General features: G+C 47.4%; 10 protein-coding genes, 14 tRNA genes and 1 rRNA gene. 1 reads left to right on the top strand and 24 read right to left on the bottom strand.

The annotated features are described in order from the left end of the window. Window positions 1-12 precede the first annotated feature (12 nt). The 3 genes from glgA to KNO73_RS00115 are packed head-to-tail and all read right to left on the bottom strand — an operon-like array spanning window position 13 to window position 3,746. Window positions 13-1,446 carry a glycogen synthase GlgA gene (glgA, locus tag KNO73_RS00125; RefSeq protein ID WP_214685798.1) on the bottom strand — a complete coding sequence of 478 codons (1,434 nt, stop codon included), beginning with the start codon at window positions 1,444-1,446 and terminating at the stop codon, window positions 13-15. Window positions 1,447-1,456: 10 nt separating this feature from the next. Further along, the gene (gene glgD / locus KNO73_RS00120; protein WP_353047372.1) at window positions 1,457-2,659 is read right to left on the bottom strand and encodes a glucose-1-phosphate adenylyltransferase subunit GlgD; all 1,203 of its coding nucleotides are present in this window, start codon (window positions 2,657-2,659) and stop codon (window positions 1,457-1,459) included. After that, window positions 2,592-3,746, bottom strand: a complete 1,155-nt coding sequence (locus tag KNO73_RS00115) for a glucose-1-phosphate adenylyltransferase (protein WP_015880913.1) — start codon at window positions 3,744-3,746, stop codon at window positions 2,592-2,594. Before KNO73_RS00115 ends, glgD begins: the two co-directional genes overlap by 68 nt. 155 nt (window positions 3,747-3,901) lie before the next feature. Between KNO73_RS00115 and KNO73_RS00110 the strand changes: the two genes are divergently transcribed. Beyond that, window positions 3,902-5,692, top strand: a complete 1,791-nt coding sequence (locus KNO73_RS00110; RefSeq protein WP_215111889.1) for a transglycosylase domain-containing protein — start codon at window positions 3,902-3,904, stop codon at window positions 5,690-5,692. Between the two features lie 38 nt (window positions 5,693-5,730). Here the strand turns inward: KNO73_RS00110 and KNO73_RS00105 are convergent, their stop codons facing one another. The 21 genes from KNO73_RS00105 to rrf form a co-directional block, all read right to left on the bottom strand. Further along, window positions 5,731-6,606, bottom strand: coding sequence for a hypothetical protein (locus KNO73_RS00105; RefSeq protein WP_215111888.1), 876 nt, complete (start codon window positions 6,604-6,606; stop codon window positions 5,731-5,733). Beyond that, complete coding sequence (locus KNO73_RS00100; protein ID WP_078146399.1) at window positions 6,603-7,160, bottom strand: DUF5366 family protein; 558 nt, start codon at window positions 7,158-7,160, stop codon at window positions 6,603-6,605. Before KNO73_RS00100 ends, KNO73_RS00105 begins: the two co-directional genes overlap by 4 nt. A 226-nt stretch (window positions 7,161-7,386) precedes the next feature. Next, window positions 7,387-7,860 (bottom strand): tRNA (uridine(34)/cytosine(34)/5-carboxymethylaminomethyluridine(34)-2'-O)-methyltransferase TrmL, encoded by a 474-nt coding sequence (trmL, locus tag KNO73_RS00095; protein WP_015880908.1) that lies wholly within the window; start codon window positions 7,858-7,860, stop codon window positions 7,387-7,389. 12 nt (window positions 7,861-7,872) lie between these two features. Next, the gene (locus KNO73_RS00090) at window positions 7,873-8,313 is read right to left on the bottom strand and encodes a methylated-DNA--[protein]-cysteine S-methyltransferase (RefSeq protein WP_078146398.1); all 441 of its coding nucleotides are present in this window, start codon (window positions 8,311-8,313) and stop codon (window positions 7,873-7,875) included. Beyond that, complete coding sequence (gene queG, locus KNO73_RS00085) at window positions 8,294-9,442, bottom strand: tRNA epoxyqueuosine(34) reductase QueG (protein WP_214689400.1); 1,149 nt, start codon at window positions 9,440-9,442, stop codon at window positions 8,294-8,296. The genes KNO73_RS00090 and queG overlap by 20 nt, the downstream gene beginning before the upstream one ends. A 67-nt stretch (window positions 9,443-9,509) precedes the next feature. Further along, a tRNA-Gly gene (locus KNO73_RS00080) sits at window positions 9,510-9,580 on the bottom strand. 173 nt (window positions 9,581-9,753) lie between these two features. After that, complete coding sequence (locus tag KNO73_RS00075) at window positions 9,754-10,719, bottom strand: DUF2332 domain-containing protein (protein WP_353047963.1); 966 nt, start codon at window positions 10,717-10,719, stop codon at window positions 9,754-9,756. A 144-nt stretch (window positions 10,720-10,863) separates the two neighbouring features. Next, window positions 10,864-10,944, bottom strand: a tRNA-Leu gene (locus tag KNO73_RS00070). A gap of 9 nt (window positions 10,945-10,953) precedes the next feature. Continuing rightward, window positions 10,954-11,027 (bottom strand) — tRNA-Cys (locus tag KNO73_RS00065). A gap of 9 nt (window positions 11,028-11,036) precedes the next feature. Then, window positions 11,037-11,111 (bottom strand) — tRNA-Gly (locus KNO73_RS00060). 4 nt (window positions 11,112-11,115) lie between these two features. After that, window positions 11,116-11,190: transfer RNA gene (locus tag KNO73_RS00055), tRNA-Gln, on the bottom strand. Between the two features lie 7 nt (window positions 11,191-11,197). Beyond that, window positions 11,198-11,273, bottom strand: a tRNA-His gene (locus tag KNO73_RS00050). Between the two features lie 16 nt (window positions 11,274-11,289). Further along, window positions 11,290-11,360, bottom strand: a tRNA-Trp gene (locus tag KNO73_RS00045). Between the two features lie 3 nt (window positions 11,361-11,363). Further along, window positions 11,364-11,447 (bottom strand) — tRNA-Tyr (locus KNO73_RS00040). 5 nt (window positions 11,448-11,452) lie between these two features. Further along, window positions 11,453-11,528: transfer RNA gene (locus tag KNO73_RS00035), tRNA-Phe, on the bottom strand. Window positions 11,529-11,559: 31 nt separating this feature from the next. Continuing rightward, a tRNA-Asp gene (locus tag KNO73_RS00030) sits at window positions 11,560-11,635 on the bottom strand. An 8-nt stretch (window positions 11,636-11,643) separates the two neighbouring features. Next, window positions 11,644-11,717, bottom strand: a tRNA-Met gene (locus tag KNO73_RS00025). 16 nt (window positions 11,718-11,733) lie between these two features. Further along, window positions 11,734-11,808, bottom strand: a tRNA-Glu gene (locus KNO73_RS00020). Window positions 11,809-11,826: 18 nt separating this feature from the next. Further along, window positions 11,827-11,917: transfer RNA gene (locus KNO73_RS00015), tRNA-Ser, on the bottom strand. Between the two features lie 11 nt (window positions 11,918-11,928). Then, window positions 11,929-12,003: transfer RNA gene (locus tag KNO73_RS00010), tRNA-Asn, on the bottom strand. Between the two features lie 8 nt (window positions 12,004-12,011). Then, window positions 12,012-12,098, bottom strand: a 5S ribosomal RNA gene (rrf, locus tag KNO73_RS00005); the annotation flags it as partial.

Genomic DNA, 12,098 nt, shown 5'->3' with positions numbered 1-12,098 from the left:
AGCTCCTTCCACTCATGCGAATAAATGATATAACTCACGATATTGCTTGGCGGATTGTTTCCAGCTATAGTCCGCGGTCATCGCTTGATGGACGAGGGCATGCCAGTTTTCTTTTTCATAGAAGACACGAATCGCTTTTTCAATCGTCGCCAACATCTCATGAGCATTGTAGTTCATGAATCCAAAACCGGTCCCTTCTTGCGTGAACTCGTTGTACGGCTTCACGGTATCCCGGAGTCCACCTGTCTCACGTACGATCGGCAAGGTGCCATATCGCATGGAGATCAATTGACTGAGACCACAAGGCTCAAAACGTGACGGCATTAAAAAGGCATCCGATCCCGCATAAATCAAGTGTGCGAGTTCGATGTCAAAACCGATATATGACCCGACTTTCCCCGGGTGAGCGGCTGTCATCTCGTGAACGATTCTTTCATATTCCGGTTGTCCCGAACCGAGGAACGCGAACTGGCAAGGGAGCTGTCCAAGTTCTTCACGGACACCGTTAATTAAATCGAGACCCTTTTGGTCAACGAGTCGGCTGACAAAACCGATGAGCATGACATCGTCACGTACTTCAAGCCCAAGTCGCTCTTGTAACGCCCGTTTGTTGACAACTTTTCCTTGTTTATAGGTGTCTAGATTGTACATCTCTGCGATTCGCTGATCCGTACTCGGATCGTTTGTCGCCAAATCAATCCCGTTTAAAATGCCACGCACGTCGACTGCCCGATGACGCAACGCCCCGTCTAATCCTTCACCGTAATAGGGTTCCATGATTTCGTCGCGATACGATGGGCTGACGGTCGTGATTTGATCGGAATGGACGATGCCGGCTTTCATGTAATTGACGAGACCGTTATGTTGAATTCCTTCGGCCGTGAAATGTTCAGGACCGAACTGTAGCAATTCTCCAAGAATCTCTTCTGGGAAAATCCCCTGGTATTGTAGGTTATGGATGGTATACACGGTGCGAATGCGTTGATACGCTTCAATATGTTGATAATGGATTCGTAAGAAGGCCGGTAAAATACCTGTCTGCCAGTCATGACAATGCAGGACATCGGGTACGTCTTCCATCTTCCCAATCATTTCGAGTACAGCGCGAGAGAAGAAGGCGAATCGTTCAGCATCATCAAAGTGTCCATATAAGACACCGTCACGTTTAAAGTAATACTCGTTGTCGATGAAGTAATACGTGATGCCGTCCCGCTCTAACTTCAAGACTGCCCCGAACTGTTTGCGCCACCCGACCGGAACAATCAGGTCGAATAAATACTCCATCTCATCCACATACTCTTCAGCGATTGAGCCATATTTCGGCATGACAACACTGACTTCTTCTCCTAGGCCCGCCACCGCTTGAGGGAGCGAACCGACAACGTCGGCCAGCCCCCCCGTTTTCATGAACGGTGCCGCTTCTGAAGCAACATACCAAATTTTCATAAAATCCTCCTCATACCACTGTTCGTTTCGCGATGACAATCGGTTCGTCGATTGTGCCTCGGATGACCTGTCCTCGTTTTACAACAACTTCTTTATCCAAAATCGCGTTTTCAACGACAGCTCCTTCTTCAATGATCGATTTTGATGAAATGATTGAGTTTTTCACGCGTGCGTGTTTACTGACTTCAACACCACGGAAGAGAATACTATTTTGCACCTCGCCATGAATCTTACATCCATTTGCCACGAGCGCCTCGTTTACCTTTGATCCTTTCAAATAACGAGTCGGTGGCTCATGTTTGATTTTCGTGTAGATATGCGGGAAGTCATAAATGATGCCTTCGCCACGGAGTAATCGCATGCTTTCATTATAGTAAGAAAGCACTGAGTGAATGACCTGCATTTTCCCGACATAATGGTACCCGTGCACGTGTAAACGATGAAGCTGGGGACGAATGACGCCATCCAACAGGTCATATTCGCCTTTAGAGGTCGCTTCATCAACGAGACGCATGAAGAGATTCTTCGACATAATGATCGTTTCTGTGTACGTGTACTCATCATCCGGTGAGAATCCGCGCTCAGAGATGCCGACGACGCGGTCATTCTCCCCAAGGCGTATCGGACGACAATAGCCACATTTCTGTTCATGGGTCGTATAGGCAAGCGTGATGTCCGCGCCCATCGATTTATGATGTGCGAGCATGTCGTTGTAGTCAATCGTCGTCAATACATTCGAACCTGTGATGACCACATACGGCTGCTTGCTGCGAATGAAGTGTTCACGGTGCATCGAGAAGTTGGCCAAGTCGCCAAGATACGCTTCTCCGTCCGGTTTCAACGCTGGTGGGAAGATGTGGAGACCGCCTTGCGAACGGTCCAAATCCCACTCTTTCCCTGAACCGAGATGATCCATCAATGAGCGATACTTATCTAACGTAAAGATCCCGACTTGATTAATATTTTGTGTGATCATATTCGTCAAGGTGAAGTCTATCAGGCGATAGCGTCCTGAGAATGGGACTGATGCCAGATTACGATGTCCAGTAAATTCCGGAAACAGACCTTGTTCCGTTCCTAAGTTAATGACCCCTAATAAATCGTTCGTCAACAGTAACGCCTCCTTGCGTGTCTCTTTACTCGTATCAAACTCTTTGTTTGAAGACGGTTCCACTTTCAATGTTTTCGTGTGGTTCAATAACAACGATTTCACCACCCGGCTCACCTACTGTCGCGCCGTCTTCAATGACTGCACAGCTAGCGACAATGGCTCTGTGAATTGTTACATCCTTCCCGATTCTAGCTCCTGGCATAATCACCGAGTCTTTAACGAGTGAACCTTCTCCAACACGGACATCGTAAAATAGCACTGAATGTTGGACTTCGCCTTCGATATGACACCCTTCGTTAATCACAGACTGTTCGACACAAGCGTCTTTTCCAATATACTGAGGAGTCTGGTTCGGGTTGACCGAATAGATTTTCCACTCCGGGTCATATAAATCGAATGGAGGCTCTTCTTCCAAGAGGTCCATGTTCGCTTCCCAAAGAGACTGGATCGTACCGACGTCTTTCCAATAGCCTTTGAATTTATAAGCGAAGACGTCGAGTCCTTGAAGAAGCGTGTTCGGAATGATATTCTTCCCGAAGTCAAAGCTAGACGTTTCGTCTTCAGCATCTTTAATCAAATGTTCGCGCAAGACGCTCCAGTTGAAGATGTAAATCCCCATCGAAGCCAAGTTGCTCTTCGGTTCTTCTGGCTTCTCTTCGAACTCATTGATACGGAGGTCATCCGCTGTGTTCAAAATTCCGAAACGCGGCGCTTCGTCCCACGGCACTTCCATGACAGAGATGGTCACATCGGCTTGTTTTTCTTTATGGGCTTCGAGCATTTTCTCGTAGTCCATTTTATAGATGTGGTCTCCCGAAAGAATCAACACATAATCTGGATCGTAATCATCGATATAGCTCAAGTTACGATAGATTGCATTGGCCGTCCCCTCGTACCAGTTTTTCCCCGACTGTGCTTGGTAAGGTGGGAGAATGGCTAACCCCCCGTTGCGACGATCTAAATCCCATGCCGTCCCGATTCCTAAGTAACGATTCAATTCAAGTGGCTCATATTGCGTTAATACCCCGACTGTTGTAATTCCCGAGTTCGTGCAGTTTGACAATGGGAAATCGATAATGCGGTACTTTCCGCCGAAATTCACGGCCGGTTTCGCCGTTTTTCGCGTGAGAGGCCCCAATCGCTTTCCTTCTCCTCCCGCAAGGAGCATCGCAACCATTTCTTGCTTCATAAATAATAAGCCTCCTCAAAATCGTGATATACAACCTCTTTTACCCTTTTTCGCCCTTTCCTAAAGTATTCCTTCTCGAATTATTATATGATAACGTTTACATTTTTATTTTTTTGTAAATTGGACGATATAATGTATAGAGAGAGGTGAAATAGATGAGAGCTTGGATTGGAACCTTATTTTTTGCTGGACTTTTGGCTGCTTCCTTGTCACTTGCCACTGCATTGAAAGAAGAGATTGATCAGGCAGATGAAATTCTATCTTGGGGACAAGAGCTGGTATCGGCACAACCACTCTCGTCAATGCATGCCGTCACACTCGCATACAACGGTGGAGAACAGCAAATCTACTTGGCGGGCCGCAGAAATGACGTGTCCCCGAAAGCGTTACCCGAACATATCCAAGATGCGATTACAACCATCGAAGACCGTAAGTTCAATGCTCATCCCGGTTATGATTTGAGCGGGATTGCCCGAGCATTTATCAATAACGCGAACGAGACATCTGTCCAAGGTGGGAGTACAATCACGCAACAGTTGGCACGGAACGTGTACCTCACACATGAACGGACATATGAACGAAAAGTGAAAGAGTTATTGCTTGCTCGAGCAATAGAAAAAAATTATAGCAAGAAAGAAATTTTAACAGCTTATAGCAACGTTATTTTTTTTGGACATAATGTATATGGGATTCAATCGGCAGCCGATACATACTTTTCAAGACCGCTCGACGATCTGAATTGGAATCAACTCGCTTACTTGTTGACAGTACCGAATAATCCGTCACTTTATGATCCGCTCAATCCATCTGATGCTTTTTTTGAGCGTAAGGACCGAATCTTGACGCAACTGTTTGAAGCGGGTGTTCTCTCGAAGAGTGCTTACGATCAGTATCATGGCGTCAAGCTCCAAGCATCGTTTCGCAGTCAAACGATTCAATACCCGGACTATATGGATACAGCCGTCCGTGAAGCGATTCAATTGGTACGGACACGTTACGACTTAGATGATACCGAGGCGAGAGAATATTTGTCCACGCATGAAGCGACGATCGAGACTTACTTATCAACCGGGAAGCAGAAACAAGCAAAACAGGTGATGAGTCAACTCCCTCCCGGTGTGAACGGTGGCTATACGGAACTGACACCTCAAGGGAGAATCGTGGCCATGGTCGACTCTGAGATGACGCAGGTCGGTGAGTTCAACCGAGCGACCCAGGCGTACCGCCAACCAGGTTCCGCAATCAAACCGATCCTCGTTTTCGCCCCATTTATCGAAGAGACAGGAGCGAAACTTGACACGGTACTTGACGGTCGTCCGGCTTGTTACGGTTCTTATTGTCCCGGAAATAGTCACAACCGTGTGTTAGGCGATGTCTTATTGAAAGATGCGGTCGCTTTCTCGTATAACACACCTGCGCTCGCCGCCTTCTCAGCAATCGATCAGGAACGCGCGTATAAGACAGCTGATATGATGTTCAGTCAATGGGATGAACAGGACGAGAACTTAGCGAGTGCGCTTGGCGGTCTCACACAAGGGGTCTCCCCAAAAGAACTCGCCGCCGCCTATACCCCATTCTTAAATAAAGGCGAGTATACATCCGGACATACAATCAAACAAATCACATTCAAGTCCGGTGAACCAACACTGACCCCGATCTTAACGGAAGAGACAGTCTGGTCTCCGGAAACGATTAGTGAGATGAAAAAAGCGTTATCGACCGTCACCTCATACGGTACAGGTCGCTATGCGAATCAGCTGAAACATGAGTTTGAGTATCTCGGAGGAAAGACCGGAACAACGAACGACAATAAAGATATGTGGTATGTCGGACTGACCGACCGCACGATCACCGCTATCTGGCTCGGTGCCGATACGCCCCGTCCGTTCCCGGAACTCGCCAACCGTGCGTATCCGGCGATTGTTTGGACACAGGCACATCAATAAAAGGAGTCAGCCACTGAAAAGTGGACTGACTCCTTTGCTTATGTTCGACGTTCAATCTGAAGTCGATAGGCTCCCCAATGCTCCATTAACTCGTCGTGATTGATTAGTTTCCAAGGATTGAAACGAACTTGACCATGTTTGTTGAAAAAGAGTCCTTCTCGCACACAGTAACTCGCATGAATCAGTTGCCCTTGGTCGTTCCAATACGTCAAGACGTCATTCGACCTTGGCGCATCATCCTTCACGGTTTCGTACTCACTTCTCTTTAGGGTCTGGAGGAATGTCTCCGGATGAACCCATTGGTGAACGACTTGTTCGTTTCCTGTGACCGCAAACAACGTCGCCGCGAGACAGTTACTTCCCTCCTGGGTGGGAAACCAATTTGCATAGTCCGCAAGATGCGAGGCAATCGAGTCATCACCGGGTTCCCCTTCCCAACGATCCCACTCCTTCGCATAGTCGAGCAGAAGAGAATGACGCATCTCGATGTCGAGCGCAATCCAATTTTGCGGATGCAAGACGATGAGATGCGTGCCATTCTTCTCTACAATCATCTCATTCGACAGACGTTTCATCTGCTCGACCGATATCGGCAAAACAAGGCCACGATGGGTCGTCACTTGAAATTCCATTAAACGTGTTTTGACGTGCTCCTGTAACTCCTTCAAAAAGCCAGAGAACGCATGGATGACATAAGTTACGTCTTGACCCATCTGCCACGTCACATATGGATTCGTAATATCGGGTCTACGGTAAAGCGGATGATTGAAAAATTCCTGCCTCGGAATCACGAGACAGGAACTCGGTATATCCTCAAGAAACGAAGAATCAATCCAATACAAGGTTTCCTCTGGGACAAATGATTGACACCACGCTTCAATCACATCCGAGGTCGGTCCAAAAGAATGCTTCATAAGATAATATCTCCGACAGAGTTGAACAAGCGAAGGACCGACCAACCTAACCCGCTGATCAACGTCGCCCACATGACGGCCTGCATAAGCAATAAGCCGATGGCTCGTGGGACGGACATCGATTGGCTTACTTGCCAGACATAGTAAAAGAGATACATCAAGAGCGTTCCTACGAGGACGGCGATGACGGCGAGTAACGTGTTCAAAAAGAGAAAGCTGATTCCAGACCCGATGAGGAAGATGATGGCCCCAGGTTTGAGCCGATGAAGCGACGTGCCATTCGTTTCGCGCGCAAAAAAGGCGAAGCCGAGTTGATTGAACGTATCGGCCACCAATTTGAAGGCGCTAAACAACATAAAGAAAATCGTGAAGAATACAACGAGCATGAGCACTTTCGTCTCTTGCACCGATAATAGTTCGATAATTTCACTATATACGCCAATTTGATTCAGCCATTGGATTACGTACTCGGAGGTCGCAATCGCAAGTGACATCGAAAACAAAATAATTCCGATGAGTGGGGCATAGCTCAGTAAGTACACATTCGTTTTCATGTTCCTTCTCCAATTTCACAGTAATTTCTTATATTCAGTGCAATTCACCTACCAAGTATATTATACTATTTATAGTTATGGAGAATAAAAGGGGGATTTTTGGATGGGCCTATTATTGATGGTTGGAATCAGCGTCGTCTTCCTCGCAGCAATTTTGACAGCTGGATATAACCGTAAACCTGAGGGTAACGAATAAGAGCCTGGATTCTTACGAATCCGGCTCTTTTTATTTCAATCCTGCATATCCCTGTTGACGAAGCGCCTCATAGACGATGATGGCTGCTGTATTCGATACGTTCAATGAACGGACGAGGTTCGATTGTGGCAGACGGATGCAGCGATCTAAATTGTTCTCGATGACTTCCATCGGTAACCCTTTCGTCTCACGACCAAAGACGAAGAAATAGTCACCGTCTACATCTGAAACGTCCAAATCACTCGGGTATTGTTCCCCGTACTTCGTAATATAAAAGAACTGACCATCCGGATGCTTCTCCCACAGCTCTTCTAACGAGTCATGATAGCGTACATCGACAAATTGCCAATAGTCGAGACCGGCACGTTTTAACATCTTATCATCCGTCGAGAACCCGAGCGGACGAATCAAATGAAGCACCGAGTTCGTCGCCGCACACGTACGTGAGACGTTCCCTGTATTTGCTGGTATTTCTGGTTGAAACATTACGACATGAATTGCCATGGTTGATTTCCCTCACTTTTTCATTTCAAATTCTAGAAGGCGTTGTTTCTCAGCCAATCCTCCCGCAAAACCGACTAGCTTCCCACCACTTCCAATGACACGGTGACACGGAAATAGAATCGGCAACGGATTTCGATTGAGCGCCTGACCGACGGCGCGAACGGCTTTCGGTCGACCGATTTGTTCAGCAATTTGCTTATATGTGCGTGTCTCGCCGTAAGGAATGGTCAAGAGCGCATCCCAGACCTCCTGTTGAAACGGTGTCCCGTTCATTTCGACGTAGACACGATCTGCTTCTTGAAACCCTGTCCGCTCGACTCGCGTCATGAGATCCCGCAACCATTCAGGCGCCTCTTCTCTCGGTTCATGTGTTGTGAACTCCAATTCGGTCAACTTACCTGCTCCATTTATCTCGTACATTAGCGGTCCCCACTTAGACGACACGATCTTCATGTGCCCACTCCTCTCGATATATGCGAATCTCTTCATGAACCATATCAGATGTTTCATTCCGTTCAATCTCTTCAAATATCGAATCGGCATCAGGTCCAAGAATCGCACCGATTGCCCAAACAGCCGTCGCGCGCATATCTTCGCGTTCATCCTGTTTAATGAATTCCCTTAAGATTGGAATCGCTGAAGGTTCACGGTAGTGCGCGAGCGCTAAAATCGCATTTCGTTGAATCGGTTTCTTCCCGCGCCATGCGCCTGATAAATGTCCGAACTTTTGTTTGAACTCCCGATTGCTTAATGTCAGAAGAGGCTCTAAGAGCGGTTTGACAATCTCAGCTTCCGGTAACAATTCCTCATGGTGGCGCCAATCCTTTTTGCGATTATATGGACAGACTTGCTGACACGTGTCACATCCATATAATCGACCACCAAGCTTCGACCGAAACTCTCGTGGCATCAACGTCTTCATCTGCGTGAGATAGGCGATACAGCGCTTCGCATCGAGGACACCTGGTTCTACAAGGGCCGTCGTCGGACAAGCTGTCATACATTTATCGCAATCCCCACATCCGTCTTCAATTGCTTCATCCGGTGGTAAGTATACATCTAAAATCATTTCGCCCAAATAAAGATAGGATCCTTTCTCAGGAGAGATGATGGAACAGTTTTTCCCACTAAATCCAATCCCCGCACGTTCTGCGACAGCACGGTCGACGAGCTCACCCGTATCGACCATCGAACGCGTTCGCACGTTTGGAACCAATTCTTCAATGTACGCTTGAAGTTTGGCCAATCGATCGCCGACCGCCCGATGGTAATCGAGTCCCCACGAAGCACGAGCAAACAACCCTCGTCTCTCGCCGGCGACACTACGGGGCGCATCTTTTAATTTACTTGGATAGGCGATGGCGATCGCAATGATCGACTGGGCTTCTTCAAGTAAGAGCTCCGGGTTCGTACGTTTCTCTAAGTCGGGCTCTTCAAACCCAGAGGCAAACCCTTTCTCTTGCTGCCGAATGAGTCGTTGTTTCATGACGATGAACGGATCAGCTGTCGTCACTTTCAACTCATCAATCCCGATGGTTTCGGCATACGCTAAGATTTGTTGTTTTAATGTGTACGGGTCCATTCCGTTCACCTCCTCTATATATTTTCGCATACAAAAAATCTCTCCGCCACTCGGCAGAGAGATATGAAGCGGGTGAAGAGAATCGAACTCTCGTCATCAGCTTGGAAGGCTGAGGTTTTACCATTAAACTACACCCGCATGAAATATTGTTGTCGTTCAAGCGACTATAGTTAATATACACCTATACTATTAAACTGTCAACAAGTATTCGTAAGTTTTTCTAAAATCAATGAAATCAATATGTTAATATATCTTAATCATTCAAAAGATCATGGATGAAACAAAGAATCGAGTGGCGTCAGGATTTGAAATTAACGGCCGTGCCCCTCTGTTTCTGCACACGTCAACGCTGTAAGTTGACCGTTCTGATACAAATCCACATGAAGGAAACGATCTTGGATATTGTTATAGATATGGAAGACGTCTCGTGTTTGTCCAATTCGCTCGACTTGCTTCAAAAGTTCTTCTTTGACGGGACGTGACATCTGATTCGCAACGTGTGTATGGAAGATACATAACATCTCCGCTTCAGGTACACGCGATACGAGTTCTTGTAACTTCGTCACAACATCCCCTTCAATGAGCGTCACCTTATTCAAATTGACTTCATTCATGGCGGCCTGAAGCAGTTGCCGCCTTGTTTCATGTTCTGGCCAAATTAACACATTTAACCATGACCGCTCTGCTTCGTCTGTCAAATCCACATTGTTCAGACGCGTTCCGATTTCTAATGGCCTCGTAGCTTCGAGACGGAATGGTTCATCTGATTCAACGGCCGCTGAGATGTTTACTGATGAGGCGTTTATCGGATTGAATGAGACGCCATTATACTCATAAGCATATTGATCCACAAATAGTTGAAGCCCTGCACTCGTTCCGATTTCGAGCAGTCCGAGTGATCGCTTCTTCTGTTGTTGAATCTTCGAAAAGATTGGATACAAGTAGGGGCATCGTTGAACCTCGTTCGTCAGCACACGACGGGTCTTCAATCGATGACGGATCTCACTTTCGTATGTATGGCAAAAAGCTAAAAAAGAGGGAAATACATCTTCAGCTTGTTTTGGATATTTTGTCACGCTAGGATAATAGGTGGCCAACTCATCAGCAGAGTGTTGAATTAACAGTTCATGAACAGCTGCAAACAATAGATTTGGAACAAGTTGTCCCTTTAGTATGTTTTCACACAAAGATAAGAGCCATTCATGCTGGGCCACTTCTCTAGCCAGCACTTCGTATAAGCGACTAGATCCCACACATTCGTTGTCAGCAAATCGGATGAACCGATTCGATTATTCTGTATATTGAATATCACCCACCTCGTTTCTTCTTGTAAAAACATTCGAGCTGAACGAATGTCTTTCCTTCTCAATAAAGGATAGAGAACACAAAAAAGACCCTAACCTCAGTTAGAGTCATACGGATACCGGTGGTCGGAGTCGAACCGACACTCCAGAGGAACACGATTTTGAGTCGTGCGCGTCTACCAATTCCGCCACACCGGCATATTATGTTGGAGGCGCCAGTCGGAATCGAACCGACGATAAAGGAGTTGCAGTCCTCTGCCTTACCACTTGGCTATGGCGCCAAAAGTCATTGGAGCGGAAGACGGGATTCGAACCCGCGACCCCGACCTTGGCAAGGTCGTATTCTACCACTGAACTACTTCCGCAAAATGGCTGGGCTGGAAGGGATCGAACCTTCGCATGTCGGAATCAAAATCCGATGCCTTACCACTTGGCTACAGCCCAATAATAATGGGGCGACTGAAGGGAATTGAACCCTCGAATGCCGGAATCACAATCCGGTGCGTTAACCACTTCGCCACAATCGCCATGATGAAATTAAAACAGGGGCAGCAGGAATCGAACCCGCGCTGACGGTTTTGGAGACCGTAGTTCTACCGCTAAACTATGCCCCTAAGTGGTGGGGGGGGGCGGATTCGAACCGCCGAACCCGAGGGAGCGGATTTACAGTCCGCCGCGTTTAGCCACTTCGCTACCCCCCCACATATGGTGGCTTTGGACGGAATCGAACCGCCGACACAAGGATTTTCAGTCCTTTGCTCTACCAACTGAGCTACAAAGCCATATGTAGTATGATTGATTTTAAAATAAAAATGGCGGTCTCGACGGGATTCGAACCCGCGATCTTCTGCGTGACAGGCAGACATGTTAACCCCTACACCACGAGACCGGACTTAATTGCGGGGGCCGGATTTGAACCGACGACCTTCGGGTTATGAGCCCGACGAGCTACCAGACTGCTCCACCCCGCGACGATATAAAATTAAATGGTGACCCGTACGGGATTCGAACCCGTGTTACCGCCGTGAAAGGGCGGTGTCTTAACCGCTTGACCAACGGGCCATTACATATTTGAAAAACTGGCGGAGAGCAAGGGATTCGAACCCTTGAGACGGTTTTGCCGCCTACACGAATTCCAATCGTGCTCCTTCGGCCACTCGGACAGCTCTCCAAAAGAGAAAGTGGCTCCGCAAGTAGGATTTGAACCTACGACCTACCGGTTAACAGCCGGTTGCTCTACCACTGAGCTATTGCGGAACGATCTTGCCTGGCAACGTCCTATCCTCACAGGGGGAGATCCCCCAACTACTTTCGGCGCTGAGACGCTTAACTTCCGTGTTCGGCATGGGAAC

The sequence above is a fragment of the Exiguobacterium sp. s83 genome (assembly GCF_018617095.1).
Classification (GTDB): Bacteria; Bacillota; Bacilli; order Exiguobacteriales; family Exiguobacteriaceae; genus Exiguobacterium; species Exiguobacterium profundum.
Note: the sequence above shows the minus strand (reverse complement) of the source record. Positions and strands in the feature narration are given on the sequence as shown.